The sequence below is a fragment of the Pseudocitrobacter faecalis genome, assembly GCF_965231525.1.
In the GTDB taxonomy this organism is placed as follows: Bacteria; Pseudomonadota; Gammaproteobacteria; order Enterobacterales; family Enterobacteriaceae; genus Pseudocitrobacter; species Pseudocitrobacter faecalis.
Map to the genome: position 1 here is coordinate 1,365,730 of NZ_CBDDNJ010000002.1, position 25,638 is coordinate 1,391,367.

Annotated in this window: 27 protein-coding genes, 3 tRNA genes and 1 pseudogene; 8 read left to right on the top strand and 23 right to left on the bottom strand. The window is 46.2% G+C overall.

Annotated elements, in window-relative coordinates:
- Positions 1-191: 191 nt before the first annotated feature.
- From ACOXYR_RS07045 to ACOXYR_RS07055, 3 genes are all read right to left on the bottom strand, one after another.
- On the bottom strand, positions 192-2,852 hold the full coding sequence (locus ACOXYR_RS07045) for a DotA/TraY family protein (protein WP_070612294.1): 2,661 nt from the start codon (positions 2,850-2,852) through the stop codon (positions 192-194).
- A 16-nt stretch (positions 2,853-2,868) separates the two neighbouring features.
- The gene (locus tag ACOXYR_RS07050; RefSeq protein ID WP_001037949.1) at positions 2,869-3,393 is read right to left on the bottom strand and encodes a hypothetical protein; all 525 of its coding nucleotides are present in this window, start codon (positions 3,391-3,393) and stop codon (positions 2,869-2,871) included.
- Positions 3,394-3,713: 320 nt separating this feature from the next.
- Positions 3,714-4,478: a hypothetical protein gene (locus ACOXYR_RS07055; RefSeq protein ID WP_001002320.1), complete on the bottom strand. Its 765-nt coding sequence runs from the start codon at positions 4,476-4,478 to the stop codon at positions 3,714-3,716.
- 1,300 nt (positions 4,479-5,778) lie between these two features.
- Here ACOXYR_RS07055 and ACOXYR_RS07060 point away from each other — a divergent pair.
- Positions 5,779-6,348 carry a replication/maintenance protein RepL gene (locus ACOXYR_RS07060; protein WP_070612295.1) on the top strand — a complete coding sequence of 190 codons (570 nt, stop codon included), beginning with the start codon at positions 5,779-5,781 and terminating at the stop codon, positions 6,346-6,348.
- Here the strand turns inward: ACOXYR_RS07060 and ACOXYR_RS07065 are convergent.
- The 13 genes from ACOXYR_RS07065 to shiA all read right to left on the bottom strand — a co-directional run bounded on the left by ACOXYR_RS07065 (position 6,332) and on the right by shiA (position 14,650).
- The gene (locus ACOXYR_RS07065) at positions 6,332-7,012 is read right to left on the bottom strand and encodes a hypothetical protein (protein WP_070612296.1); all 681 of its coding nucleotides are present in this window, start codon (positions 7,010-7,012) and stop codon (positions 6,332-6,334) included. The two genes, ACOXYR_RS07060 and ACOXYR_RS07065, sit on opposite strands and share 17 nt — an antisense overlap.
- Positions 7,013-7,180: 168 nt before the next feature.
- The gene (locus ACOXYR_RS07070; RefSeq protein WP_421356434.1) at positions 7,181-7,549 is read right to left on the bottom strand and encodes a hypothetical protein; all 369 of its coding nucleotides are present in this window, start codon (positions 7,547-7,549) and stop codon (positions 7,181-7,183) included.
- A gap of 42 nt (positions 7,550-7,591) precedes the next feature.
- A complete protein-coding gene (locus ACOXYR_RS07075; protein ID WP_077270053.1) occupies positions 7,592-7,840 on the bottom strand; it encodes an H-NS family histone-like protein in 249 nt (82 codons plus the stop codon).
- A 68-nt stretch (positions 7,841-7,908) separates the two neighbouring features.
- On the bottom strand, positions 7,909-8,259 hold the full coding sequence (locus tag ACOXYR_RS07080; RefSeq protein ID WP_421356433.1) for a hypothetical protein: 351 nt from the start codon (positions 8,257-8,259) through the stop codon (positions 7,909-7,911).
- Between the two features lie 26 nt (positions 8,260-8,285).
- Positions 8,286-8,522: a hypothetical protein gene (locus ACOXYR_RS07085; protein WP_117070049.1), complete on the bottom strand. Its 237-nt coding sequence runs from the start codon at positions 8,520-8,522 to the stop codon at positions 8,286-8,288.
- A gap of 80 nt (positions 8,523-8,602) precedes the next feature.
- Positions 8,603-8,899: a hypothetical protein gene (locus tag ACOXYR_RS07090; protein WP_070612299.1), complete on the bottom strand. Its 297-nt coding sequence runs from the start codon at positions 8,897-8,899 to the stop codon at positions 8,603-8,605.
- A gap of 78 nt (positions 8,900-8,977) precedes the next feature.
- Positions 8,978-9,292: a hypothetical protein gene (locus tag ACOXYR_RS07095; protein ID WP_421356432.1), complete on the bottom strand. Its 315-nt coding sequence runs from the start codon at positions 9,290-9,292 to the stop codon at positions 8,978-8,980.
- Between the two features lie 32 nt (positions 9,293-9,324).
- Positions 9,325-9,543 (bottom strand): helix-turn-helix transcriptional regulator, encoded by a 219-nt coding sequence (locus ACOXYR_RS07100; RefSeq protein WP_077270051.1) that lies wholly within the window; start codon positions 9,541-9,543, stop codon positions 9,325-9,327.
- A gap of 177 nt (positions 9,544-9,720) precedes the next feature.
- Complete coding sequence (locus ACOXYR_RS07105; RefSeq protein WP_070612301.1) at positions 9,721-10,563, bottom strand: DUF6387 family protein; 843 nt, start codon at positions 10,561-10,563, stop codon at positions 9,721-9,723.
- Positions 10,564-10,906: 343 nt separating this feature from the next.
- A complete protein-coding gene (locus tag ACOXYR_RS07110; protein ID WP_350436358.1) occupies positions 10,907-11,209 on the bottom strand; it encodes a helix-turn-helix domain-containing protein in 303 nt (100 codons plus the stop codon).
- Positions 11,175-11,567: a type II toxin-antitoxin system RelE/ParE family toxin gene (locus ACOXYR_RS07115; protein WP_407731265.1), complete on the bottom strand. Its 393-nt coding sequence runs from the start codon at positions 11,565-11,567 to the stop codon at positions 11,175-11,177. Before ACOXYR_RS07115 ends, ACOXYR_RS07110 begins: the two co-directional genes overlap by 35 nt.
- 206 nt (positions 11,568-11,773) lie before the next feature.
- Entirely contained in the window at positions 11,774-13,222 is a 1,449-nt protein-coding gene (locus ACOXYR_RS07120; RefSeq protein ID WP_108475191.1) for an AMP nucleosidase, read from the bottom strand.
- 114 nt (positions 13,223-13,336) lie between these two features.
- The gene (gene shiA, locus ACOXYR_RS07125; RefSeq protein WP_108475192.1) at positions 13,337-14,650 is read right to left on the bottom strand and encodes a shikimate transporter; all 1,314 of its coding nucleotides are present in this window, start codon (positions 14,648-14,650) and stop codon (positions 13,337-13,339) included.
- A gap of 292 nt (positions 14,651-14,942) precedes the next feature.
- On the opposite strand from shiA, the gene ACOXYR_RS07130 reads away from it, so the two are divergent.
- Positions 14,943-16,019: a glycosyltransferase family 9 protein gene (locus ACOXYR_RS07130; protein WP_421356431.1), complete on the top strand. Its 1,077-nt coding sequence runs from the start codon at positions 14,943-14,945 to the stop codon at positions 16,017-16,019.
- Between the two features lie 55 nt (positions 16,020-16,074).
- On the opposite strand, the gene ACOXYR_RS07135 is transcribed toward ACOXYR_RS07130, so the two are convergent.
- Positions 16,075-16,150: transfer RNA gene (locus ACOXYR_RS07135), tRNA-Asn, on the bottom strand.
- Positions 16,151-16,458: 308 nt separating this feature from the next.
- Here ACOXYR_RS07135 and nac point away from each other — a divergent pair.
- Both nac and cbl read left to right on the top strand, forming a co-directional pair.
- Positions 16,459-17,376, top strand: a complete 918-nt coding sequence (nac, locus tag ACOXYR_RS07140) for a nitrogen assimilation transcriptional regulator NAC (RefSeq protein ID WP_350436361.1) — start codon at positions 16,459-16,461, stop codon at positions 17,374-17,376.
- A gap of 101 nt (positions 17,377-17,477) precedes the next feature.
- Entirely contained in the window at positions 17,478-18,428 is a 951-nt protein-coding gene (gene cbl / locus ACOXYR_RS07145) for an HTH-type transcriptional regulator Cbl (RefSeq protein WP_189622876.1), read from the top strand.
- A 39-nt stretch (positions 18,429-18,467) separates the two neighbouring features.
- Here cbl and ACOXYR_RS07150 read toward each other — a convergent pair.
- Positions 18,468-18,543 (bottom strand) — tRNA-Asn (locus tag ACOXYR_RS07150).
- Between the two features lie 100 nt (positions 18,544-18,643).
- The gene (mtfA, locus tag ACOXYR_RS07155) at positions 18,644-19,441 is read right to left on the bottom strand and encodes a DgsA anti-repressor MtfA (protein ID WP_421356430.1); all 798 of its coding nucleotides are present in this window, start codon (positions 19,439-19,441) and stop codon (positions 18,644-18,646) included.
- A 90-nt stretch (positions 19,442-19,531) separates the two neighbouring features.
- Between mtfA and ACOXYR_RS07160 the strand changes: the two genes are divergently transcribed.
- The 3 genes from ACOXYR_RS07160 (at position 19,532) to ACOXYR_RS07170 (ending at position 22,097) form a co-directional block, all read left to right on the top strand.
- Positions 19,532-19,621, top strand: a tRNA-Ser gene (locus tag ACOXYR_RS07160).
- Between the two features lie 492 nt (positions 19,622-20,113).
- The gene (locus ACOXYR_RS07165) at positions 20,114-20,404 is read left to right on the top strand and encodes a hypothetical protein (protein WP_421356429.1); all 291 of its coding nucleotides are present in this window, start codon (positions 20,114-20,116) and stop codon (positions 20,402-20,404) included.
- 109 nt (positions 20,405-20,513) lie between these two features.
- Positions 20,514-22,097 carry an MFS transporter gene (locus ACOXYR_RS07170; protein WP_189622878.1) on the top strand — a complete coding sequence of 528 codons (1,584 nt, stop codon included), beginning with the start codon at positions 20,514-20,516 and terminating at the stop codon, positions 22,095-22,097.
- Positions 22,098-22,136: 39 nt separating this feature from the next.
- Here ACOXYR_RS07170 and ACOXYR_RS07175 read toward each other — a convergent pair whose 3' ends face one another.
- From ACOXYR_RS07175 to ACOXYR_RS07190, 4 genes are all read right to left on the bottom strand, one after another.
- Positions 22,137-22,655 (bottom strand): SRPBCC family protein, encoded by a 519-nt coding sequence (locus tag ACOXYR_RS07175; protein ID WP_350436364.1) that lies wholly within the window; start codon positions 22,653-22,655, stop codon positions 22,137-22,139.
- A gap of 126 nt (positions 22,656-22,781) precedes the next feature.
- Positions 22,782-23,690: a LysR family transcriptional regulator gene (locus tag ACOXYR_RS07180; protein WP_421356428.1), complete on the bottom strand. Its 909-nt coding sequence runs from the start codon at positions 23,688-23,690 to the stop codon at positions 22,782-22,784.
- Between the two features lie 111 nt (positions 23,691-23,801).
- A complete protein-coding gene (locus tag ACOXYR_RS07185; protein WP_113857169.1) occupies positions 23,802-24,116 on the bottom strand; it encodes an ArsR/SmtB family transcription factor in 315 nt (104 codons plus the stop codon).
- An 18-nt stretch (positions 24,117-24,134) separates the two neighbouring features.
- Positions 24,135-25,256, bottom strand: a complete 1,122-nt coding sequence (locus ACOXYR_RS07190; protein ID WP_113857168.1) for an alkene reductase — start codon at positions 25,254-25,256, stop codon at positions 24,135-24,137.
- A gap of 175 nt (positions 25,257-25,431) precedes the next feature.
- Between ACOXYR_RS07190 and ACOXYR_RS07195 the strand changes: the two are divergent.
- Positions 25,432-25,545 (top strand): annotated as a pseudogene (locus ACOXYR_RS07195) (glyoxalase/bleomycin resistance/extradiol dioxygenase family protein); the annotation flags it as partial.
- Positions 25,546-25,638: the final 93 nt, after the last annotated feature.

A 25,638-nucleotide genomic window follows, 5' to 3' on the forward strand; every position in this document is an offset into this window, starting at 1 on the left:
TAGATAGCATGAAATAACTTTACTTTTACGGGAGCATAAAACTTTATAAAAGTAATGTTTCCATTCAAAAAAGCCGTAGCAATATTTTATTTTAGATGCAGCCATTTCAACTTTGTTTATAAGAAAAAATATAAAGTGAGTTTCATTGCAGATAATAATCAGTTAGAAAGAGGACCGAAGCCCTCTTAATATCACATTCCATCATTACCTTCTTTTGATGATGAACTACCACCGGAAGATCCACTACCGCTCCCTTTCTCTGGAGCCTTAAAGCTTTCAATTGGTGAAGCTTGGGCCTGTAAACTTACAGGCAGCAACGGTCTGTTATGTTCACCAAACGATACCGCTCTGTTAGCAGCCTTTTGAGCTACATTCATATAACCTGCTGCGCCTGCTGTATCACCAATAGCATCTGCTGCCTCAGCTGCATTGTAAGCCGAGTTAGCACTTTCAAGAGACTGATATTCATCCTGCTGATCAAGTGGGCCAGCATTACTCATATGAGTTCTGAATGCAGATCCCGTATCATTGGCTTTATTAGCCGCCAGTGCTTTCCCCTGTTGAGCCTGTTGCTGTTGTTGAAGCTCACGTTGCTGTTCACGGTCTTTGTTAATTTGCGCATTCCTGATCTGATTACCCATCGCATTTGAGGTATGGGAAACCTGATCCAACACGGTTTTGGTAAACATAGCACCTTCAACACCTTTTGATGCCGACTGTGCGTAACCCGACATGCTCTGACCACCATGAACACCAAGCCACTTCATAATTTCATCAGGGATGATGTGAATCAGTGAAAGTGATTTCTTCACTACCGTGAACATCATTGCAATATAAACAGCAATGAGAGCCAGTGACTCGATGATACCTATCCCGGCATTGGCTGACATCATGCCAAAAGCGCCGGAGAATGTTTCGTTGACGATCCCACCAAGGATAGGGAGCATCGTATAGGCTGCTATTAATCCTGTTATCATTAGCGCTGGTCGCATGGTTAACGATAAAACCAGACCATAACCAGCGCCACCACGACCCACTACGCCATCACCGTCTGGATGTAAATGTGTTATTACCCATAATGGTGCTGCGACCATTGCTTCAAGGCACAGGATCATCCAGCCGACGCAAACACCAAACCACATGACGTAAGGCAACATAGGAATAACAACGGCTAAAGTATCGCCAGCTATCCATAATGGGATAACCAGTGGCATAACAATCCCCATAGCGCCAAATGCACCTGATACCCAGCTTGACGTCCAAGAGGTCCATGCGCCAAGACCTGCGCCAACAACCGCAGAACTTCCTAATAACGTCCAGCCAGCGGCACTGATTGTATCCCCAAGTCCTTTAACGGCTAATAACGGGTTTATCGCCTGTAAATTGGCAGCAGTTGTGTCGGTTGAAAATGAGACAATTTTTCCTTGTTTTCTGCCATTGATAACGCTGGAGCTGAGAAAACCCGCCATTGCACCAGAAATACTCTTATTGGCTTCACTCTGAAGAGAGGAAACAATTTTCCCGGCATCATCCGTTTTAGGACCTGCGCCACTTTTACCACTGGTATTGGCTTCTGTTCGGCTTTGCGCATCAATACCATTCGCATATCTTGAAGCTGTCGTCGATTTCGCCATATCCTGAGCTACTTTTGCCATAATTGCGTTCAGACTGTTATCGAATATATCGCCGTATTCCATTGTCGCTTGCCCAGCTACAGGAAGATTATGAGCTGCTCCATTAATCGCATCCTGCACACGGATCAGTTTCATACTCCATGCGCCAGCCATAAACCATCCGTCTTTCTGGACATTCTCTTTGAAATCATCCCACTGGTCGCCAGTGGAGAAAACTGTTCGTACTGCAGTATCAATAATGGATACATATGAGGCTGTTGCGCTGTTTATTCCGGTCTGAATATCAATATTATTATCGGCCACATACTGTTCAGCCAGCGTTTTCATACTGTTATCAAGACCGATGAATGCGGCATTGTGTGCCTCAATAACATCTGAAATATTCGTCTTTATATCCTGTGGCATATAAGCCATATACATGCCGCCAGCAGCAATGGTAGCCTGAGCTTTAGCCTGTTCATCATAAGAAGCTTTGGCCTTGGGGTCTGTAAGCGTGATGCTTCCACATGCAGCCTTGGATACCAGTAAATTTTTATTCATATCATTACCGGCATTGCTGGCCCCATAACTGTATGTGTATAAATAGGCACCTTTCTCCGGCGTCATTTCAAACGCAGGCGTGACGTGCGGGAAGGGATCGGCTGCTGCTGATTTCTTCCATAATTCACCCGCCTTCAACATACAGACGTTATTGATAAACGCAGTTTTCGCTATACGGTCAAGTTCCTGATAAGACGCTGATGTTGTGATAACTGCTCCATCTGAGGGGTTAGAGGCGTAAGTATTCCAGACGGTATCCGCCAGACCTACTCCCTGATTAATCATCCACAGCACCATAACCTGAGCGGCACAGAAACCACCTGCTGCCGGGAGTATCATTGCCGTGCCTAATGCAGTTCTTACGGGCAACCACATGGAAGACCATTTCTTACCCAGCATTTCTCCGTCATGTGCCGTTGACATGGTTCCGGCAATCAGCGTGTAGGCAGCTAAAATACCACCAATCAGCAAAACGGCGCTGTTAAGGATTGTCATTGTGCTGGCTAAGGGACTTTCCGCTAAATTGTCCGGGAATAAGATATCCAGAAACCACAGCTTTGATTTGTCTGTCTCCGGGACGGTAAATAAATCTGCGGCATAAGCTGACTGAGTTAATAACAGGCAAGCTAATATTACTAATAATATCGATACTTCTTTTTTCTTTATATTTATCATCATTACATTCCTTTGCCTCTTACTTCATTGAATTACTGATGCTGCTCCAGACATCGTTTCCGTTGACTGTTGCTCCCGATCCTGATGAAGAGCCAGTTCCTGTAGAAACACTTCCATTTGCGATATTCCCAATCACGGGCATATCAATAGAAATGCTTTCGGATATACTTCCGGTCAGTTGACTTACTTTTTCCCTCGCAATCGAACAGGCTTTACTTATTGCTGCTTCCTTCGTTTTTTTAATTATTGAATCCACAGATGGCAGGCTGATGCCGAGGTTACCCACAGGCCAAGCGTCCGTACAACCAATCGTCTCAAGTGACTGATTGATGTTATCCATGAAATTCTTCGCTACCGGCTCTAACTGAGCCGCATCCTGCTTCATTGCGTTATATTGCGCTTGTTTTAATGATGAGCTGACATCCGGGCTACAGACTGCTGCATTAGCTGTGGTTGCTGAAATTAATATTGTTGCGGGAAGGATTATTTTGAAAATGCGGACACAGACATTTGTTCGCCATTTATTTTTATTAAGTTTATTCATTTGATACTCCTTTAATTTATTACATTTTATTCACCATATTTTCTTCTTGTGATTAAATAAAAATACAATGCCTTATTAATATATATTAAATAAAATAGAATTAATCAAGAGAACGATCATTTAATTTGACAATGACTTTATTTTTGATTACTGTTTAAAAGTAAATAAATGATTACTCCAAAAAATTTATTACAATACTCTGAAGAGGCCAGTTTATCTGGCTTCTTTTAATTTAATAAGGATTTCACCTTCCACATTCCAACGTTTAAAATATGAATATATGTGTATAAAAAGTTCAGAGAAGTCGCGTTAATGGATCACTAAATATTATCCCAATCTAACGGTTCTTCTGGTGGCACAAGACTTGTGTTCTCTACAGAAGGGATTTCATTTATACTTTCACTCTTCACTAACCCTTGAGACTTTTTAGCCTGCAATCTTGCGATTAACAAATCTATCTCATCTTGGTTATTAACTTCTTGTATAACTGCTTCAATTGACCTGTTTTTATCTTTAAGTATGCTATTGCCACCGCCATTGACGACTATGCTTTCGGGTTGTTCTTCCATTGCTTCTTTCTTTTTTATAATCTCTGATACAAAGCGAGCACGATCACCATTGAAGACAATAGCAGGGTTTATGAAATACCAGTTTTTCTCATTGGTTTTAGCAATAATACGTTTTTCGATGAGTTCTTTGATACCTCTGTAAAAGATAGATTCAGACAAAACAAAGTGATCTATCTTTTCCGCAAGAGACATTGCCTTTTTACAGCTCAGGTAGAAATGATCTTTGCCTATCGCATCCTGATATATTCGTAAAAATATGAAAAACACTTTGTATGCTGTTTTCGTGAGATCAAAATATGCTTTTATCTGAGAGGTATAGAGTTTAATGAACTCTTCTTTATCGACCTCTTGTGTATGCACGATATTGGCGAAGTAGCTTTTACCTGTATCTTTCTTTTCGATAAGTTCTGTGCCTCTTGAAACGGTCAGATTTTTCTTTCGTGTTTCAATCTTTAGCTCTGTCTCAAAGCAAAAAGGATTTAACCCTAAATCTAAGTCAACGTCTATTTCATTCATTTCATTATTACCTCTTGTTGTTTTATTTATAATAAATTAAATACCATGCACAAAAAAGATATCAAGTTTTTTGCATATTTTTTTGCGAAAATATTTTCAAAATCGCAACTATTCCAGTGACGATACTTTAAAGCACTGTCGTTTTTAAGCTTAAAATGACATAGAAACTGACTGCAAAGTCAGGAAAGCTCACCGTGCAGTCAGGAATACTGGCTATAGAGTCAAGAACACTGACCGTACAGTCAGTCGCCTATTTTCGTTATAAGTCTTATACAACAAGGGCTACAGTCTGATTATTTATTAATTTAATTTTGCAAGAAGTAAGAGATAATACTTAAGAGGATTAAAAGAAACCGGGCGATTTTTATGATCGCCATATGGGGTTTCAACATTAAAAATGATTAGCTGTTTTTGAGTACAAGTTGTTTTATATTGCGAAGCTTTCCTTTCTATTTCATTAAAATCTTTTTTTTGAAAATATCTACCATCTATGAGCTAACGCTCATGTGCTGAAGCACGGCTACGCCCTAACTCTGAAATATGTATTTTTATCTTGATGAGGTGACTTATTAATATTGATAGTAAAAAATGGAAAGATCTTTTCCAGATCATTCCATCAAAAAACAACAAAATTGCTCCTATTTTGAACATGGTATGTTATCTTCAACATATAGCATTTGCTCTTAAACGTATAGGAAAACTATATTCAAAGAAGCAGCACTTAGTGATTGTTCAAAACAATCACATTGCTGGAACAGGGCTTGCCGCTGTTAGTGATGGATTTATCCATAGAGAATTTCGGTTTTAGCCGCTAATAAAGTAGAAGTAATATTTTAATACTTAGTCACAATCATTCAGCGCTTCGTGATTGTATGAAACAATCACTTCGCTGAAATATAAATTCAAGAAAAATGAAAACAACTTATAACATTGGTTAGTTGCAGGAAAGAAACCAATGTAATAAAAATTAAAACTGCACCAAAAAGTTTACTTTGCATAGTTGTTCTCAGCTTCGCTAATTTAATAATGAAGAAGAAAAATGCTCTCAGGCCAGTCATAGCTTAAAACGAAGTACCGACATCCGGGAGTTAAAGTCCCGAATCTCGGTACTTATGTTGAGAACTATTCTCAAATAAAAATAATGAAGTATTATATTTCTATAAACTTCCGAACTTCAAGTATCCGAATATAATACCTAGAGTATTATTTTTCTGAAAAAATATACACTTTAAGTATTGACTTGTAGGAAATATATAGTATTTAATTTGCAGATAACTAAAAAAATAAAGGAATAAATATAATGATAGAAGATAATACACAAGCAGATAAAAAAGAAATAAAGAAATCAAGAAGAGGTCTTCCACGCCACGAGAAAAACCCTTTTCTTAATGATACGAACCTACATACTAAAACAGGAGTCAGACGTATTACAACAGGAAAAGATCGATTAGCATTAGTAAATGAAAATACTGGAGAACAAGTTGGTAATGGCGGTTTCTTTCAGGCTATGGAGGTTGATAAAACACAGTTCGTGAAACTTTATGTTGATGGCGTATCCGCTATTGAAGGACTCTCTTCATCTGGTAAAAAAGTTTTCAATATTCTTTACCTTGCTATCAGGGATAATAAGGACACTGATACTATTTTGATGTCATACGATATTGTTGATCAAGATGTCGTAAAAATATCAAGAACAACGTATTTCAAAGGTATGAAAGAACTTGCTGACAAGAAGTTTATCGCAGAGACCATGATACAGAACTATTACTTTATTAACCCGGACTATATGTTTAATGGTGATCGCTTGACCTTTATGAAAACCTATTACTTGAAGGATAAAAACACCCACCCTACTATAAAAACTGTATAGGGTGATTAAAAAATGAAGAAAAATCAAATGAGAAAACATTTCTTATATACCAATTTACAAACTCATATCTGGCAGAACCACTTTTTATCATTGCTGACATATCGATCATATTATTTGTTTCTCTGCGTGTTTCTGATATATATAGAACGAAATCAATATGTTTATAATGAGGATTTTCAACAAGAAAATTAAGTTCTGTCATTACATTCTCTGATTCATAGGGCATTATTGTTTCATTAAGAATAACAAGTCCACCGACTGCATTAGGAATATTTAAAGATTGTTTTGTTGATCTAATCTGCCTATTGGCTGTTGCTACAAGATCTTTTATATTTCTATAAGCATAATCCATTATCTTTTTTCTGAAATCATCTGAATCAGGGTGCTTTTGAATCAATTCCTCTATATGAACACTGCCAAACCAATATTTTTTCAGCCATTCATCAGTCTTGGCTAACTCATTAAGTTTTTCATTAATCAAATCAGTTCTGTCATTTGTAAGTAATTTTTGTTCTAAAATAACCTCTCTATTAAATAACAAGTAGTCTGCCATCTTAGAGTTAGTACCATCATTCTTCTTGAAATCTTCCTTGATATCATCTAATACTATATTGTTTTTCTTAGATCTAATAAAATCAAGGAATCTTTTATCTATAGATGTCATCTTTGCTTCCTTCAGCCTTACTTAATCTTTAATGAACTTAATAATACATCATGCAGTTACCATTCGGCAACGTAATGATTATAGTAATGAATGATAATAAAGAAGATATTGATAATATATCTGGAACACACTATAAAAATATTATTTTAGCTTTGACATTAACCGGCCCTATAAAGAAGTTTTTTTATCAGTAGATGATGAGTTACCCCATGACGGATTCATCAGATCGCTTGATAGTAAATATTTATGGTCATCCTCATCAACAACTACAGCATTTAACTTATCAGCTATCTGCAACATCATACAATAAAGCGCCTCGTCTGGATGCTTAGTCGAAATCCTTCCATCATTCCAGTCAAGCCAAGGTTCATTGTGTTCACTTTGACCACTCCATATAGCAAAAAACTCTCCATTCTTGCGATCTATTGATAGTTCTTTATCATCATCAGCAAGCTGGAGCCATTCCTCACTACTGATTGGATTGCTTGCGCTATCGAACCAATTTTCTGTTCTTATTATATGAAGTTCCCAGCCCATAGACACTTCCGTTGCTTGATGAAGATACAATATTATGACTGGCTATTGCCAGTCAATGAGATCCACCGGTGATACACGATCACGCCCCATTTTCTCAATCAACTGTTGTAATCTCTTGGCTCTCAATTTCTGAGCCTTTTTCTCACCAATCTCCTGATAGTATTCTTCCCGGCGCTCCGTGACAACTTGGCGGAACTTCTTCAAAAGCTGTTCCAGTGTTTTGATATCTGTAGTAGCCGCTTCAGCTTGGATTTTTCTATACATATACATAACGTGGAATTCATCAATCATATTATACCTCTTAGTTTTATCATTCATGTTATTTCCCTCTTTCGAGGGAATAATCATAATATTTAAGATCAAACAACTGTCACTTTTAGCTTCCAATAAACAGGATCTTGATTTTCATCCTGATTTATATTCTTTGAAACAAGTTCAATGATGTGTTCTTGATGCCAATACAAGATAGCGGCTTTTAAATCCCTTCTATTTATATCAGATACATCATTTTTGATAGAGCATTTTTTCATCTCACGAGTTATCAAAACATCATATATGACGCTTGACATGAAGCCATCCTTCAAAATATCGATTGCTGTTTCAGGATGTTTTTCATAAATGGTATATATTTCTTCACAGTATCCTTGCAAGATATTGGCAATAAGTTCGTTTAGTTCTTTTTCATTTTTATTTAATATAATCTCTTTCATCTTTAATCCTTTTATTATGTTAATGGTTAGTTGTTATAAACGACATTGATGATGACAGAACCGTATTCTAGACCTAACTCATCGACTAAATCGTTATTGATATGTCGATTTAATGCATCTACTAAGTTTTTATCTCCTATCATTTCTTCTACTGAATACCCGCTCAGAGCAATAAACACATCAAGACTTTCTTGAATAGTATTCTTTACTTTCGGGGTTCCTTCGCACAGCATACTTACTACTATAGATATTTTATTTGTCATAGAACTTTGTTCGTTATTGTTTACCATTTATATTTCCTCTTATTTTTTGTGGTTAGCCCCTTGCGGGGCAAGAATGAATATTACTTTCTAAAGTCGTCTGAATACTCAACTAACATGGCAGCAACCACTTCAAAGTTAACTTGATTAATATCACCATGATTTCCCTCTTGTTTAGTGAATCTTTCAAAGTTGTTCTGAATATGGTCTATCACATGAATAATAAATGGACTCATAAAATCCGGGTCATCCAAATAATCATTGGCGTCACCATCGCCATTAACTTCCATGAACATATTCCAGCTTGCGGCAAACGATCTGCAAGCAAGCTCATAGAACAGTTCGGTTGATTTATTAATACTTGTTTTTTCTTTAGACATATTTATACCCTCATAGTTAAATGCTTATTTTATTCATTGTTTTTTTATTAGCCCCTTACGGGGCAGAACACGGTGTTATTAGCTCATACTAAAAAGTAATGCTTGAGTATGAACATATCTCATTTCATGCATAACCTTATCCATATCAACATAAATCAGTCTTTCTCTTTTACTCTCTTCTTTCATGTGTTCATCAAAGCGTTTTGCCAGATAATCTTTAACATGTAAAAGATACGATTCCGTTCTATCGCTATCCAACATAATAGCTGCTAACACCTCAAGTTCTTCTTGTTCTTTATATATACGTATTCCTGAGATATAAAGATTCTTCGCCATAGCAGTAAAAATATTGGTAGATGACTCTTTGATACTTTTAGTTTCATTACTATTCATTTTATTTCCTCTTGTTGTTATTAGAATATTTGTTATTCAGATACAGGGCGTGAATCAGAAATGATTTTCTCAATCCATGCATCAATCTCACTTTCAATAAAGGCAATAGACCTTAAACCCGTTTTAACCTGCGATGGAAAGCGACCAGCTTTAATAAGCGTATAAATCCATGTCTTTCCAAAACCTGTTCTTCTTTTTACTTCTGGTAAACGAATAAGGCGGTGTTGTTTATTTTCTACGATTTGAACCATATTTATCTCCTGTATTGTTTCGATGAGATAATTGTAGGGGTTTTTCTTGTGATTTAAGAGGGATGTTCAGGAAGTAGTTTTTTACGCAAATTTTTGAAAGGGAATAAAATAGGGTATGTTCAGGTTCAGTGAATGTAGGCGATATCTGCATTGCGCAACACACCGCCTCCGGGAATGTTAGTCCTCGCCGAGTTCGTCAGTGATGAGATCCTGAACCTTCCAATGTCTTCTGTCGTCGTATCTGTATGTAAAATCGACAAAAGACTGATAGTGAGCAAGCTTTGTCAGATACTTGACTGCCAGTGGATGGTCTGTAGACTTCATTTTCTCAACGTCACGAATGCCATCTTTAAACTCGTCTGGGTAGATAAAGCTGGTCAGTTGTGGCATACCAATCCTGACCTCTTCATCCTGCGCCCAGAACAGCAGGTCCATGATTGGGATAATGTTGTAATCGAGTATTTTTTTAAGGTTGCTGACCCCAAAGCGAAAATCTCTGGCTGGAGGCTCAGGAGCCTGAAGCTGCTGTTTCCACTCAGGAACCATGACTTTCAGGTGATTGATGATTTCTTCGGATGACGTTTCTGCCAGATTAATTTGAACCAGCATCAGCCCTTCGTTGTTTACCCCGGCTTCCTTCAGATAGTGCGAGACTTCCATATGTGGTAGGGGTTTTCCTTCCGGGTTTACGTATTTATCGAAAGCAGCAACATAACCCGCCACCTCCCACAGCCCTTGGTGTGTGACAGGCTTGATGGCATAGCTGGAAGACAGTCTTTTTTCTGGCCCCCCGAAAACATCACCAAACACGACCTTGCCTTCAATCAGCTCTTCGTAATATTTCTGATGCCTGCGAAGATTTTCAGGAGACAGCTCAGCCCGGTTTTGTTCCATACGATAGGCGACAATCCTGTTCTCTATCTCTTGGAAAAGCTGTTCCACTGTCAATTTTTGCAGGACGCTGTAGTTTTCAATGTTGAACCATTCATTAACAGCGCTCGCGATCTCTGCTTTGGTCATGAGATATCCTTCTGGCTTTACTTATCTCTTTGATATGTTATGAGTAAACATATCGGATTTGGTGGCAGTAATCTATTCAATAGAGCAGGGAAAGCAGCGGAACAACCAGTCCAAATTTCAAGATAGTTCAGTGAAGTTCAGCAAAGTGTGTTGTCATAACCAATTGAATATAATTGACATTATATCGATACGAGATTAAAAATGTTGGTAAATATGATGGTAAAAAATCATATCACTTCAACAAAACCACTAATAACAGGAGATATAGATGAAGTTCGAGTCCAGTCAGAGGAGCCAAATTTAGAAAAGCCCGCTTTTTAGCGGGCTTTTTGCTTTTCTGCGTTTACAGTGCAAAACCATAATGGGAACCATCCGGGAGCTCGATATCCAGGCGTAATTTCCCGCCAGCGGCTTCTACATAGCGCTTGAGCGTAGAAAGTTTTAGATCTCGCCCGGGTTTTTCCATTCCCGCGATTGTCGGCTGCTTTACACCCAGTGTTTCAGCGATCTCCATCTGCGTCTTCTTGACCTTTTCTCGCAATTCCGCGAGGTGGATATTAAGCAACATCTCCTCTGCCATTGCTTCTGCCTGTTGAACTACTTCGGTTTTTTCATCCTTTAGCAGTTGTTCCAGCGTTCTGCCCATGTTGATTTTCCTCATCGTTAAGCTTTGTCAGATGGTGCTTATATTCTCGTTCGGCGATCGGCAGCATCTCATCATAGAATTGTTTGTCATTACCCGTTTTCTTACCTGCACAAAGCAGAATGGCTGAGCGATGCGGGTCGAAAGCGAAAAAGGCACGGATGGGATCTCCCTGGCTTTGAACACGAAGTTCCTTCATGTTGCGATAGCGGGAACCTTTAAGCGTATCGGCCCATGGGCGAGGTAACATTGGGCCTTTCACTCTAAGCACCATCATACCAGCGAGTACGCTGGCACGGTCTATGTCGCCCAGCGAGATAAACCAGCGATCGAACGTATCCGTTGTTTTAATTAACCACACACAGCCTCCCGAATAATATAGGTCAAAAACTATATAGGTGCAATGCTATGTTGGCAGTATGCAACGATGTAACCGGGAAGGCATCCATCAAAAGTTAAGCGTGGAATAGCGGTTCCGGGAATTCGATGTTTTGCAGAAAGAGGGCGCAGCCATTGCGAGTGAGATTCCAAAAAAAAACGGGCCATGGCGGCCCGTTTGCTGTCTTCTCACCGGAATGGTGGCTCGTTAAAGGTTCTTAGCTTACGCGAATGCAGTTTGTCACCTTCGGCACGCAGCAGGTCAATTGCGCGAATGCCTATCTGCAAATGCTCAGAAATCGCCCCTTCATAGAAACGGTTTGCCTGACCCGGCAGTTTAATTTCGCCATGCAGTGGTTTGTCGGAGACGCACAGCAGGGTGCCGTAAGGTACGCGGAAGCGATAACCCTGGGCGGCGATAGTGGCGCTTTCCATATCAATCGCCACGGCGCGGCTGAGGTTAAATCGCAGCGCGGAGGCTGAATAGCGCAACTCCCAGTTCCTGTCATCCGTCGTCACCACGGTGCCGGTGCGCAGACGTTGTTTTACCTCTTCGCCAGGCATGCCGCTGACCTGCTTGGTGGCGTCATAAAGCGCGCGTTGCACTTCGGCAATGCTCGGGATGGGAATATCGGGCGGCAGCACCGCATCCAGCACGTGGTCGTCGCGCAGATAAGCGTGAGCCAGCACGTAGTCGCCGATGGTCTGGCTTTCGCGCAGGCCGCCGCAGTGGCCGATCATCAGCCAGACATCCGGGCGCAGCACCGCAAGGTGATCGCAAATGTTTTTGGCGTTCGACGGGCCTACGCCGATGTTAATCAGCGTGATTCCCTGGCCGTCAGCGGTGATGAGATGCCACGCTGGCATCTGATGTTTTTTCCAGGCCAAATCGGAAATCGCCTGCTCCGGCGCTTCCGTTTCTGCCGTAATCCAAATCCCCCCGGCGCAGGAGAGCGCGATGTACGGGCTTTCCGGGTCGAGAATCTGGCTACAACCCCAACGAACAAACTCATCCACATAACGGGTGTAGTTGGTGAACAACACAAAAGGCTGGAAATGTTCTACCGGCGTGCCGGTGTAGTGACGCAGGCGGGCGAGCGAGAAGTCCACACGACGCGCGTCAAAGTGCGAAAGCGGATAGAACTCGGTGGGATGGAAAATGCCATCCGCCGTTTCATCACCAATCTGAGCCAGTTCAGTCGTAGGGAAAAAGCGCGTCAGGTCAGCGCTCATAGAGCGGTCGAGCATCAAGCCGTCGATTACGTACGGATAAGGGATCTCATGCTGCGACAATCCCACCTCAATGTGCGCATCATAATCTTCATGCAGCAGCGTAAGCTGTTCCAGCAGGTAAGGACGGAACAACGTGGGATGTGTGATGGTCGTGGTGTAACACCCGGAGTGGGTGAAGCGGCCAAAGGCGCGCGTTTTCTGTGCTTTGTGGGCGTTTCCACTCCATGAAACCGAGAGCTGTGGGTAGACAAAAAGCCCATCGGCGCGTGCTTTGGCATCAGGCAGCGAATGATTGTCAATGTACACGGAAATGGCATTACGCAGGGCGGTGACCGACTGGTCATACAGTGCCTGAAGTTTTTCCAGGGCTTGTTCAGGCGTCAGGCTCGCGCTTGTAGTATTCATCCTTCGCTCCTTGTGTCAGGTCTGCGGCGTTTTTCGATAGTATGTCAGCCTCAGATGAAACAAAAGCGTCAGAAGACGCCTTTGTCACAACTGATTAACCTTTAAGCAAGATGCTCAGGCCTGCGGCTTATCCTTCATCAGCAGGGCAGTGGCGGCGGATATCAGGCAGCCTGCCAACAGATAAATGGCCACGCTGTGCCAATCGCCACCCGAGAAGGTGACCAGCGCTGCGGCGATGAACGGTGTGAATCCTCCGCCAACAACGCTTGCGACCTGATAACCGACGCCAGCGCCGCTGTAACGGTAGCCTGCGCCAAACATCCCGGTGAACATCGGTTGCTGAACGCATACCACCATGTCATGCGCGACGTTAGCCAGCATGATGGCGAAGAACACTATCCAGAAAAGGGATTGTGCTTCCAGCGCCATAAAGAACGGGAAAGCGCTAATCGTGCCGGTTAATGCACCAATAATGTAGACGCGGCGTCGGCCAAAGCGATCGGCGAGCCAGGCAAAGAAGGGGATTGTCAGACAGCTCACGCCCCCGACCAGCAGGCCAATGTTGAGAAAAAGTTCGCGCGGCAGCCCGAGATTCTGCGTCGAGTAGTTAAGCGCGAAGGCAGTGACAATGTACATGGTTAACAGTTCACACAGGCGTAAACCGATAATCTTCAGGAAAGCGCCGGGATGACGAACAAGCGCTTCCATCACCGGCAGGCGTTGTTTTACCGGTGGCGTTTGCTGCTGTTGTTCAAACTCCGCGGACTCTTCCATACCATTACGGATCCATAACGCGCCCAGCACCAGAAGGATGCTAAACAGGAAAGGAATGCGCCAGCCCCAGCTCAGGAACTGTTCGTCAGTGGTGAGCATGCTGATAAGCGATACCAGCCCGGTGGAGAGCAGCAAACCCACACCATAGCCCACCTGCACACCACTGCTGTAGAATGCTTTTTTATTCTCTGGCGCGCTCTCTACCGAGAGCAGTGCCGCGCCACCCCATTCCCCGCCGACGGCAAATCCCTGAATGGCGCGCAGGGTGACCAGCAACGTGGGTGCCCACCATCCTGCCGAAGCAAAGGAAGGTAGCAGGCCAATCAATGCCGTTGCACCGCCCATCATCCAGACAGTCAGCATCAGCATCCGTTTACGGCCAAGACGATCGCCGAAATGACCAAAGATCACCCCGCCGAGCGGGCGAAACAGAAATCCGACGCCGAAGGTCGCGAACGCGGCAAGCGTGCCCATCGCCGGGCTCACCTGCGGAAAGAATTCCCGATTGAAGACCAGTGCGGCGGTAATGCCATAAAGCAGAAAATCGTACCAATCGACCACGGCTCCGGCAAAGCTGCCGAGCGCGGCGCGTCGTGCGCGGCTAAGTGAAGGTGTTTTCTCCTGGAGGCGCGTGGAGGTGAGGGTGGAGTCCATAGTTATCCTGTCTGTACCGTTTTTTTTCTTATATTCGTAAATAAAATTGTACACATTGCGCCAGTGTATAACTGGTGTTTATGAGACTACCGCGTCAGAGGTGTCAGGGGAATGGTTTTATGTGCTGAATTTTACTGTAACGATAAAATTACACTTGGTTGCGCAGTAAAATTATTCATTTTTACAGAATGAGTCACAAAACGATGCGCAGAACCATCAAGTCGATGGAATGGGATCTGATAGACTGCGGCGAAACATGATATTTCATTCGACAGGGAGTCGTCGCGATTCAATGCAACTGCTAACACTGTTCAGGAATAGCCTGTTTAATTTTTACGATTATCACGCTAAAAACATTCACATTGATGATATCAATTTTGTTGTTATTCACATTCCCGATCAGATTGGGGATGCCATGGCGATTTATCCTCTTATTCGCGCGCTGGAACAACAGCCAATAAGCCATCTGTTAATTGTGTCATCCACACTGAATAAACCCGTATTTGAGGCTTTAACGTTAACCCACACAAAATTAACTGTCATGACAATGACGATGCAGGATCACGCCACAATTGCTGAAATAAAGCAGGTCGCGAAGACGATAAAAGAGCAATATGGCACACCCGATCTCTGCATTGAGGCAATGCGTAAAAAGAACCTCAAAACCATGGTTTTTATCCGCAAGCTAAAAGCTGGCATGAATTTTCAGGTCGTGGGGCTCACCCAGAAATGCTACTCGCCGTTATGTAAGATAGCCTGCAGAATGGACCAACACCTGCGCGCACCTGTCCCGATGACCTGGGCGACGTTAATGAGAGATGCGGGTTTCCCTGCTGTTGCTGCGAGATATGAATTCCCGCTAAGCACTGAGACCATCACAGAAGTGCGCCGTGAGACGAGTGTGCTGGGGCCCTATATCGCTCTGAATTTTGAAGGCAGCATCGCGGCGAGAACATTTTCATACTCTGTTGCGTACAATCTTATTGCGATAATTCAACGGGAATGCGAAATGCCGATTGTCATTGTGCATAGCCCCAAAGGTATTGAGAGTGCGGAAAAACTCACCGAAGCGTGCGCTCATGTTTATCGATTATCATTGCCCCCCTCACTGATGCGCTCGGCGACCATTATTAAAGACGCTTTTCTGGCTATCACACCGGACACATCAATACTGCATATGGCCAGTGCTTATAATACGCCGGCGATTGCTGTTTACGCGGAGTATAAAACCCGCTGGCCGACGATGCAGGACATTGCAGAGAACATTGTGGTGGGTAAAGATATTGACCACATTAATATGAATGAGTTTGAAGTAACGTTACGGCGCATTTTAAAGAGAATTGGCAGACAACCGTGTTCTGACACGTAACACATACCCACCGCAGAAAAGCAAAAAGCCCGCAATAAGCGGGCTTTTCTAAATTTGGCTCCTCTGACTGGACTCGAACCAGTGACATACGGATTAACAGTCCGCCGTTCTACCGACTGAACTACAGAGGAATCGTGTGAACGGGGCGCATATTAACGGGGTGACTCTGGCTTGTCAAAGGGTGTCTCTCCACTTTGCGTTCGTTTGCTGACAATTTCAGCAATTCGCAGGTGAATGGCTCTTTTTTCGCTGCTTTGCACCGGGCTGGTGCGAATTTACCCCAAATGGGGCAGATCGACATCCTCTGACAGCGAGGAAAAATGGGCTTATCGATTAGAAAGGCTTGTTACGGGCGTGTGGCGTCCTGTCTTAAAAGCTGGCAAGCATCTTGCAACTCCTCTGATATCTAAACGCCATTGTTGGCAGTACAGGAGGCAAAATGAACTTAAGACGGCTGAAGTACTTTGTGAAAATCGTCGATATCGGTAGCCTGACCCAGGCCGCTGAAGTGTTACATATCGCACAGCCCGCACTGAGCCAGCAGGTTGCCACCCTTGAGGGGGAGCTTGACCAGCAATTGCTGATCCGCACCAAGCGCGGCGTCACGCCAACGGAAGCGGGGAAGGTTCTTTATACCCATGCGCGGACGATACTGCGCCAGTGTGAACAGGCGCAACTGGCGGTGAATAATGTCGGGCAAACGTTAAGCGGCCCGGTCTCCATTGGTCTGGCGCCGGGTACCGCGGCATCGTCTATCACCATGCCGCTATTGCAAGCCGTGCGTAACGAGTTGCCGGAAGTGCTGATTTATCTTCATGAAAACAGCGGCGCGGCGTTGAACGACAAACTGCTGAGCGGCCAGCTGGATATGGCGGTACTTTACGACCGCTCTCCCGTGGCAGGTGTTAACAGTCAGCCGTTGCTGAAAGAAGATCTCTATCTGGTCGGCACGCGTGAGTGTCCGGGGCAGAGTATCGATTTAACGGCGGTTGCTGAAATGAATCTGTTCCTGCCGCGCGACTACAGCGCAGTCCGCGCACGGGTGGATGAAGCATTTTCGCTGCGTCGTTTGACGGCCAAAATCATTGGTGAGATAGAATCTATTTCTACGCTGACGGCGGCGATTGCCAGCGGAATGGGCGTCACCGTTTTACCAGAATCAGCCGCGCGCACGCTGTCACAGGCGGCCAATGGCTGGATGGCACGGATCACCACGCCATCAATGAGTCTGCCGCTATCGCTGAATATGTCCGCTCGCGGATCGCTCTCTCCACAGGCGCAGGCGGTGAAAGAAATCTTGATATCGTTGGTCAGTCGCCCGGCGCTGGATAATCGCGAATTGCAGTTGGTAAGCTAACGTATATTCTTTTAAGTAATAAGTTGCTGGTTTTTATTATTTGTTAGCGGACGCGACAGACTTTAACAATAGTGCAATGTCTGTTTGACCCGGAGGGGAAGGTGAACTTCCAGCAACTAAAAATAATTCGTGAAGCAGCAAGGCAGGATTACAACCTGACTGAAGTTGCCAATATGCTCTATACATCGCAATCGGGTGTCAGCCGTCATATCCGTGAGCTGGAGGAAGAACTGGGGATTGAGATCTTCATCCGCCGCGGAAAGCGATTGCTTGGGATGACCGAGCCGGGTAAAGCGTTATTGGTGATTGCGGAACGTATTCTGAATGAGGCAAGTAACGTTCGTCGTCTTGCCGATCTTTTCACTAACGAGGGTTCCGGCGTTCTGACCGTCGCAACCACCCATACACAGGCGCGCTATAGCTTGCCTCCAGTGATTAAAGCCTTTCGTGAAATATTCCCGGATGTGCGTCTGGAGCTGGTGCAGGGAACGCCGCAGGAAATCGAAGCGCTACTGCACAATGGCGGCGCGGATATCGGCATTGCCAGTGAACGATTAAGTAATGACAGCACGCTGGTGGCATTCCCATGGTTCCGTTGGCACCACAACGTGCTGGTTCCTTATGACCACCCTTTAACGCAAATCACGCCACTCACGCTGGAAGCTATCGCGCGCTGGCCGCTGATTACTTACCGACAGGGGATAACCGGGCGTTCGCGTATAGATGAAGCCTTCAACCGTAAAGGGTTGTTGCCGGATATCGTACTCAGCGCGCAGGACTCAGACGTTATCAAAACTTACGTTGAGTTGGGCTTGGGTATTGGGCTGGTGGCTGAGCAGTCAGGGGATGCACAGGAGTCGGGAAAACTGGTGCGTCTGGATACACATCATCTGTTTGATGCTAACACGGTATGGCTTGGCCTGAAACGCGGGCAGTTGCAGCGTAACTATGTCTGGCGTTTTATCGAACTCTGTAACGCTGGGTTGTCGCTGGAGGAAATTAAGCGGCAGGCGATGGAGCCTGATGAGCTGGCGCTGGATTATCAAATCTGAAAAAGCAAAAAGCCCGCAATAAGCGGGCTTTTCTAAATTTGGCTCCTCTGACTGGACTCGAACCAGTGACATACGGATTAACAGTCCGCCGTTCTACCGACTGAACTACAGAGGAATCGTGTGAACGGGGCGAATACTACTGGCCCCGAAAATTTGTGTCAACACTAAATTTAACTGTTTGATTCAATTGCGTGAATTTAGTGCAAACTGTTGTTTTAGTGAACTACAGGTGAAATATCTTCCTGTGTGCCGTTATCTCGCATGCGCGCGAGCGGATCCTGGCGGTAGAACAGGCAAAAACGCTGCCACAGCGCGGGGAAGCGCGGGGCGAAAAGTTCGGGAGCGCTGAAAAAATACTCGGACAGCACGGCGAAACACTCTGCCGGATCGGTTGCCGCATAAGCATCAATGCTGGCGGCACTTTCACCCACTAAATCAATCTCGTCCTGAATATTATCCATCGCCGCATGGAGATCGTGCTCCCAGCCTGCGACTTCCCGCAGCGGAATTAATGGAATACCGCTGGCGCGATCGCCGTTGCGGGTATCCAGTTTATGGGCGACTTCATGGATAACCAGATTAAAGCCGGATGCGTCGAAGGAGTCCTGGATATCGAGCCAGTTAAGAACGATGGGCCCTTGCTGCCAGCTTTGACCAGACTGCACCACGCGTTGATTATGCACCAGACCAATATCATCTTCCCATTCGTCATCAACCACGAAGGGGGCAGGGTAGATAAGCACTTCATGGAAGCCATCAAGCCACTCAAGCCCCAGTTCCATCACCGGCAGGCAAAATAGCAGTGCAATGCGTGCCTGGGTGATGGGCTCCAGTATGAGCCCCTGCAGAGGAACCAGTCGCTTTTGCTGTAAAAAACGTTCGGCAAGCACGCGGAGTTTGGCCTGTTCATCTATGCTGAGATTGGCTAAAAGTGGGACGGAAAACGCCTGTTCCCACGGGATGTCGGTTGTTTCAGCAGACTCATCTGCCTTCCAGGGCCATTTAATCATCATTTTGCTCGCAAACTCGTCACTTGAACGCAATTGAAGAGACTGGGTCTGTTAAAATGCCAAATAACCTGGCATCATGGCAACCATCAAAACGGAGAGATGCCGGAGCGGCTGAACGGACCGGTCTCGAAAACCGGAGTAGGGGCAACTCTACCGGGGGTTCAAATCCCCCTCTCTCCGCCACTATTCAAGCACTTACCGCATCAATTTTCAGTGACTCATCTCGCATTGAGATAATCCCCACAAAAAATCTTCAACCCGTTGCCTCTTTGCTTTATGTCAGTATTAGCAAAAAAAAGGGTGCACGCCTTACGTAGATTCCGTATCGGCTTAAAACCGGATTAATCCTCATACGCTGACAATTGTTTCCTGTCCTCTATTTCAGTTGCAGTAACAACTACCGCTAAGCGCTACCGTCAAAATATAAATGCCATGTGACTTTCATCGTTATGAAATAACTGAAAGGCGAAAAAGTAATGACTCGACAACGACGTTGAGCCGCTTTCCTGGCAGGCAGTTGATAAGCTGATTTGATGCATGAGCAGTGTAAAAAGATTAATTATCGGCTATTCGCATGGCCTGAAGCCTGCGTATAGATATCTGCATAAATTAAAACATGGGTAAGTAACCGCACTTGTTGAGGGTGTATTTAACGCAACGGTCAGAAATCAGGCTATGCTTAAAAAACCGACAGAATGTCGGGTGGAGAAAACAAACAATAAAGGAGCTTATATGTTTGAGTTTTGTCCAAAGTCTATGAAAACTAACGTAGATTTTATCGCCTTTACCGTTGCGAAAATGGAGTATGAACAACGTGGCCTGTGTGCACGCGCTGTCGTGGGTAATATGCCGTTAGAAATGTCAGAGCACTTCCAACAGCGTTTGCACTTTTATCGCGATCAGCTAAAGGGCGTAGTTCCGCAGCCTGTCGAACGTTATCCCTCTTCGAAGCTTGATTTCCGTTAAATGCCCAGCACGCCCCGGATAAATATTCGGGGCGCTTTCATCACTATTACGTGTAATACATATGCCGTTGGGCTAAATTTAATCCACAACCTTTTGTTGAGGATGAATAATGACCACCACCGCCTCCAGCGGCTTTGGCCCATTACGCCAGACTGTATTCGCAGTTCTGTGGGTAGCAACAATAATTGGCAATATAGGCTCTTTCGCACGCGATATTGCCAGCTCATGGCTCGTGACCGATCTCTCTTCTTCACCGCTGGCCGTGGCGATGGTTCAGGCCGCTGCGACGCTGCCGGTGTTTCTGCTCGCCATCCCTGCCGGCGTACTCTCAGATATTCTTGATCGCCGTAAATTCTTAATTGGCATTCAGATATTGATGGCAAGCGTCAGTATTTGCCTGTTATTGCTTTCCGCAACGGGGCTGCAAACCATTCTTTCGCTGGTGGCGTTGACCTTTGTGGGCGGGGTTGGCGCGGCGTTAATGGGGCCGACCTGGCAGGCGATTGTGCCTGAACTGGTGAAAAAGCAGGATTTGCGCGATGCCGTCGCGCTGAACTCGCTGGGCATCAACATCGCGCGCGCCATTGGCCCGGCGCTGGGCGGGATTGTGCTGGCAACTTTTGGTACATCAGTCACTTATGGCGTGGACGTAATCAGTTATCTGTTTGTGATTACGGCATTACTGTGGTGGAAAAGAGCGAAAACCGATAGCGATGAGCTGGCGGAGAAATTTCTCGGCGCCTTTCGTGCCGGGTTGCGTTACACCATGGCGAGCCGTGAGCTGCACGTCGTGCTGCTGCGCACGTTTCTGTTCTTTGCATTTTGTAGCTCTGTTTGGGCGTTGCTGCCGCTGGTTGCGCGCCGTGTGCTGGGCGGTGATGCGGGTTTCTACGGGATTTTGCTGGGGGCGGTCGGGGTAGGGGCGATTGCTGGCGCGTTTCTATTACCTAAATTACGGCAAAAATGCAGCGCGGATGGCCTGCTTTTACTGGCGTCAGTGATTACCGCTTCGGTGATGGCGCTGCTGTCAATTGCGCCCCCACAATGGCTCGCCGTAGTGGCGCTGGTGGTGCTGGGCTGTGGCTGGATTATTGCGTTGACCACATTCAACGGTGTTGCGCAGTCAATTTTGCCGAACTGGGTTCGCGGGCGTTCGCTGGCGGTCTACCTGACCGTCTTTAATGGGGCGATGACGGCGGGCAGCCTGGCCTGGGGGGCGCTGGCGCAATCGGCAGGCGTGCAGGAAACGTTGTTTATCGGTGCTATTGGTATCATTGTTATTGGTGTTGTCAGTTATCGCCTGCGCCTGCCAAAAGGGGAATCAGATCTGCTGCCCTCTAACCATTGGCCCGAGCCGCTGACGGCAGAGGTGGTAGAGCACGATCGTGGGCCGGTATTGATTCAGATTGAATATCATGTTGATCCGCAGCATCGTGCGCCTTTCCTGAAAGCCATTTATAACCTGGCTTATGAGCGGCGACGGGATGGTGCCTATAACTGGGGGATCACCGAAGATTCAGCCAACCCTCGCATTTTGCTGGAGTGGTTTATGGTGGAGTCCTGGGCTGAACATTTGCGCCAGCACAGAAGGGTGTCGAAGGCCGATGCGGATATTCAGGCAGAACTGCTGCAATATCACACGGGCGATGAGCCGCCAAAAGTGCGGCACTTTATCACTACCTCCAGACCATAAATTACCCGCGTCAGGGGCGAGGCGCCTGACGCGTAATCATCACGCTTTCTTCGCACTTATCGCCGCGGCAACCAGTCCATCCAGCCACTCCTGATGTCCGTTGAGCATTGGGTTGGGGCGCGTGGCGGCGAGCTCTTTTGCGGGCTGGCCGTTCTGCGTTTCCTGGGTAAGAATGCGCACGCGGTTTCCCGGCAAGTCTTCCAGCAGCCACGCGTGATGAACATCGAGACGATCAGGTGCATTTTCATCACCAGACCAGCCATGCCAGGCGATACGTGCCGGTTGTCCATCCGCTGCGGGAACGTGTTCCACTACCTGCGATTCCACCGGGAAGCCGAAAGTGCTGAAGTAAAAACGGACGCCGAGTTCCAGTTCCGGCCCTTTGTTATCGTAGAAACGAACGTCGGCGGAATTTTTGTAATAGTCTGGCCAGAGGAAAGGTTGGTTCAGGAGTGGCCAAATGTCGCTGACGCTAAGCCCGGCAATAATCATTTCGTTCGAGACGAAGTTATCGGTGAAGCCCGGAACAAAACCGTCTGGCCAGTTAATCGCGTTCATTGTGTATCTCCTCAAATCGTGTCAATGGCGTTGAGCACTTACATCTCAGCGGTATGAAGGTATTATCGGTAGATTCACTTATAAGACAAATTAGCAATCGCAATGTTATGCATAAGATAACTTATATCAGGAAGTCGCTTTTTGGCTTACCTCGACACACAGTGCGCGGAGCCATTGATGCGCAGGATCGCGATGGCTGCGTTCGTGCCAGGCCATACTTTTGGTGAATCCGGGCACGTCCAGCGGTGGTGGCATAAGCGTCAAGTGTTCATGCTGTAAGGCGAGGCGGCGGGGCACGACGGCAATCATATCCGTCATCCGCAAAATCTCTGGCAATACAAGGAAGCTGTTTACGGACATGCCGACATGCCGCGTGCGGCCAAGCTTCGCCAGCGCCTCGTCCGTCACGCCCCAGAAACCGCCTTCTGAGGAGACAAGAATGTGTTCCTGGTCGCAAAACTCGTCGAGACTAAGTGAGCCCGAGACGGCGACAGGATGATCGGCGCGCATCATGCAAACGTACTCTTCCTCATACAGCGCACGTCCGTGAAGATCGCCGGGTGTTGTTGCAGGCGTGACCAGCGCCAGGTCAACATCGCCACGCTCCAGCAGGGAAAACAGCCGTTCATCATCAACCGGACGCACGGCGACGCGGATACCCGGTGCGCGTTTTTTTAGCGCATTCATCAGCGGCACTATCACCGCTTTTAACGCGTAATCGGTGGCCATAATTGAATAGGTCATTTCCGCGCTCAGTGGGTTGAAATGGGCGGGCTTCAGCAGAATAGAGATATCGGTCAGGATCTGCTTCACCGGCGCGGCAAGCTCGCGGGCTCGTGCCGTCGGCACCATACCACGCTGCGCGCGAACAAACAGCGGATCGCCAAAATAGTCGCGTAAGCGCGTCAACATACCGCTGACGGCGGGTTGTGTCAGAGAAAGCCGTTGCGCGGCGCGGGTGACGCTGCCTTCGTCAATCAATGCGTCGAGCGCCTTTAACAGATTGAGATCCAGCGATCTGATATCATTATTCATAATGGTAGCGTCACATTGCGATAAGAATAGTTATGGAATGCTAGCGGTTGGGCTAGGTGGTGTCTATACAGCGACGAAGCAAAATGGGCGACGCGGTGTCGCCCGGAAGGTTCAGAGGTGTTCCAGAAACTCAGCGACGTTGTGGGCCATGGTATCAATGCCGGACTCAACGCGCCGATAGTAGGTCCATTTTCCCACTTTGCTGGCCTCCAGCAAGCCTGCTTCCTGCATCGCCTTCAGGCACAGGGAAGTGGCAGGCTGCGAGAGACCGGCTTTGTCCTGAATCAGGCTGGCGCAGACACCATAGACATCATAGTCATAAAGTTGGCTGTACTCGGCGAATGACTCGTGCGGGTTTTTCAGCCACTTCAAAATGGCAACGCGCGTGGGATTCGACAGTAACTTCATGGCGTTTTCAGGTGTCATGCGACCTCATTACTCTGTTCAGGAATAAACCGGGTAATCAGTATACCCGTTACTGCCGCCACCATACATGGATGATTCATCAACAGCATTCAGTGGGAAGCCGTTTTTCAGACGCGCCGGAAGGTCAGGGTTGGCGATAAACGGGCGGCCAAAACCAAACATATCGCCCCAGTGGTTATCCAGCATGCGTTGTGCTTTTTCTGCCGTGTAGCGGCCCGCATACATTATCGGGTTGCGGAATGCCACACGTAGCGCGGCGCGGAAGTCTTCCGGTAGCTCCGGGCTGTTGTTCCAGTCCGCTTCTGCAATGGAGAGATAACCCACGCCGGCATCGTTCAGCAGACGAGCAGCGGTAGTCCAGGTTTCATGTGGATCAGATTCAACCAGGCCGAGATAAACCCTGTCTTCGTCGGTAGTGGTGAACAGCGGCGAGAAACGCACGCCGACGCGCTGGCTGCCAAATACATCACTCACCGCATCGGTGACTTCTTTTAAAAAGCGCAGGCGGTTTGTCAGACTGCCGCCGTATTCGTCCGTACGCTGGTTGGTGTGCTCGGAAACAAACTGATTGATGAGATAACCGTTCGCCGCATGGAGTTCCACGCCGTCGAAGCCAGCGCGTTTAGCATTAATAGCGGCCTGGCGGTAGAGTTCGATCAATTCTTTGACCTCTGCTGTACTCAGCTCGCGCGGCTGGCTTGGGGCGGTTAGCATGCCTTCACCGGGTGCGGTTTCAATAAAGACACGCACGTTCGTTGCCGCGATAGCCGAGGGAGCCACTGGCGGTTGTTGATTCGGCTGAAGCGAGGTGTGCGACACGCGCCCAACGTGCCACAGCTGGCAGAAAATCACACCGCCTTGCTGGTGGACGGCGTCCGTCACTTTTTTCCAGCCTTCAACCTGGGCGTCGCTGTGAATGCCCGGCGTCCAGGCATAGCCCTGACCTCGAGGTTCAATCTGCGTGCCTTCGGTGATCAACAGCCCGGCGCTGGCGCGTTGACGGTAATATTCAATCATCAGCGGGCCAGGCACATTCCCCGGCTGTTCACTGCGACAACGGGTGAGTGGCGGTAAGATTACGCGGTTGCGTAATGTCATGCCACCGAGGGAGAGCGGGCTAAAGAGAGTGTTGTTTTTCATGATAAAGCATTCTTCTGCGACAAAAGGTGTGGTTCATTATATTTATAAATTTAAATGTGTAAATGCAAAATGCGATGTGTCGGTGACGATTTTTACGCTGATTACTGGCATAGTGAGGAAAAATAAGTCGAACAGACAATAAGTTACTGATCAACATCCGAGAAAGAGGTGAAACATGAAAGTTTCCAACATTGCACTATGGACGCGCCAGCTTGAGACTCAGGCTCGCTTCTGGGGTGATTTCTTTGCGGGATCTGTCAACGAAAAGTATTGCAGCCAAATGAATCCTATTATCGTTTTATTGAGACAAACAAAAAGCCAGGCAGATGCCTGGCTTTGTTCATGATATTGCAGAAACCTTGTAGGCCTGATAAGCGTAGCG

What these genes read in the sequence shown, in the direction of transcription:
- ACOXYR_RS07175 (WP_350436364.1), bottom strand. Translation starts at nt 22,655, where the DNA reads ATGAACGCGATTAACTGGCCAGACGGTTTTGTTCCGGGCTTCACCGAT.
- ACOXYR_RS07090 (WP_070612299.1), bottom strand. Translation starts at nt 8,899, where the DNA reads ATGTCTAAAGAAAAAACAAGTATTAATAAATCAACCGAACTGTTCTAT.
- ACOXYR_RS07100 (WP_077270051.1), bottom strand. Translation starts at nt 9,543, where the DNA reads ATGGTTCAAATCGTAGAAAATAAACAACACCGCCTTATTCGTTTACCA.
- ACOXYR_RS07065 (WP_070612296.1), bottom strand. Translation starts at nt 7,012, where the DNA reads ATGACATCTATAGATAAAAGATTCCTTGATTTTATTAGATCTAAGAAA.
- ACOXYR_RS07055 (WP_001002320.1), bottom strand. Translation starts at nt 4,478, where the DNA reads ATGAATGAAATAGACGTTGACTTAGATTTAGGGTTAAATCCTTTTTGC.
- ACOXYR_RS07165 (WP_421356429.1), top strand. Translation starts at nt 20,114, where the DNA reads ATGCTTAAAAAACCGACAGAATGTCGGGTGGAGAAAACAAACAATAAA.
- ACOXYR_RS07110 (WP_350436358.1), bottom strand. Translation starts at nt 11,209, where the DNA reads ATGGGCAGAACGCTGGAACAACTGCTAAAGGATGAAAAAACCGAAGTA.
- ACOXYR_RS07045 (WP_070612294.1), bottom strand. Translation starts at nt 2,852, where the DNA reads ATGATGATAAATATAAAGAAAAAAGAAGTATCGATATTATTAGTAATA.
- ACOXYR_RS07190 (WP_113857168.1), bottom strand. Translation starts at nt 25,256, where the DNA reads ATGAAAAACAACACTCTCTTTAGCCCGCTCTCCCTCGGTGGCATGACA.
- ACOXYR_RS07075 (WP_077270053.1), bottom strand. Translation starts at nt 7,840, where the DNA reads ATGATTGATGAATTCCACGTTATGTATATGTATAGAAAAATCCAAGCT.
- ACOXYR_RS07095 (WP_421356432.1), bottom strand. Translation starts at nt 9,292, where the DNA reads ATGAATAGTAATGAAACTAAAAGTATCAAAGAGTCATCTACCAATATT.
- ACOXYR_RS07120 (WP_108475191.1), bottom strand. Translation starts at nt 13,222, where the DNA reads ATGAATACTACAAGCGCGAGCCTGACGCCTGAACAAGCCCTGGAAAAA.
- shiA (WP_108475192.1), bottom strand. Translation starts at nt 14,650, where the DNA reads ATGGACTCCACCCTCACCTCCACGCGCCTCCAGGAGAAAACACCTTCA.
- mtfA (WP_421356430.1), bottom strand. Translation starts at nt 19,441, where the DNA reads ATGATGATTAAATGGCCCTGGAAGGCAGATGAGTCTGCTGAAACAACC.
- ACOXYR_RS07060 (WP_070612295.1), top strand. Translation starts at nt 5,779, where the DNA reads ATGATAGAAGATAATACACAAGCAGATAAAAAAGAAATAAAGAAATCA.
- ACOXYR_RS07070 (WP_421356434.1), bottom strand. Translation starts at nt 7,549, where the DNA reads ATGGGCTGGGAACTTCATATAATAAGAACAGAAAATTGGTTCGATAGC.
- nac (WP_350436361.1), top strand. Translation starts at nt 16,459, where the DNA reads ATGAACTTAAGACGGCTGAAGTACTTTGTGAAAATCGTCGATATCGGT.
- ACOXYR_RS07170 (WP_189622878.1), top strand. Translation starts at nt 20,514, where the DNA reads ATGACCACCACCGCCTCCAGCGGCTTTGGCCCATTACGCCAGACTGTA.
- ACOXYR_RS07080 (WP_421356433.1), bottom strand. Translation starts at nt 8,259, where the DNA reads ATGAAAGAGATTATATTAAATAAAAATGAAAAAGAACTAAACGAACTT.
- ACOXYR_RS07085 (WP_117070049.1), bottom strand. Translation starts at nt 8,522, where the DNA reads ATGACAAATAAAATATCTATAGTAGTAAGTATGCTGTGCGAAGGAACC.
- ACOXYR_RS07185 (WP_113857169.1), bottom strand. Translation starts at nt 24,116, where the DNA reads ATGACACCTGAAAACGCCATGAAGTTACTGTCGAATCCCACGCGCGTT.
- ACOXYR_RS07180 (WP_421356428.1), bottom strand. Translation starts at nt 23,690, where the DNA reads ATGAATAATGATATCAGATCGCTGGATCTCAATCTGTTAAAGGCGCTC.
- ACOXYR_RS07130 (WP_421356431.1), top strand. Translation starts at nt 14,943, where the DNA reads ATGCAACTGCTAACACTGTTCAGGAATAGCCTGTTTAATTTTTACGAT.
- ACOXYR_RS07105 (WP_070612301.1), bottom strand. Translation starts at nt 10,563, where the DNA reads ATGACCAAAGCAGAGATCGCGAGCGCTGTTAATGAATGGTTCAACATT.
- ACOXYR_RS07050 (WP_001037949.1), bottom strand. Translation starts at nt 3,393, where the DNA reads ATGAATAAACTTAATAAAAATAAATGGCGAACAAATGTCTGTGTCCGC.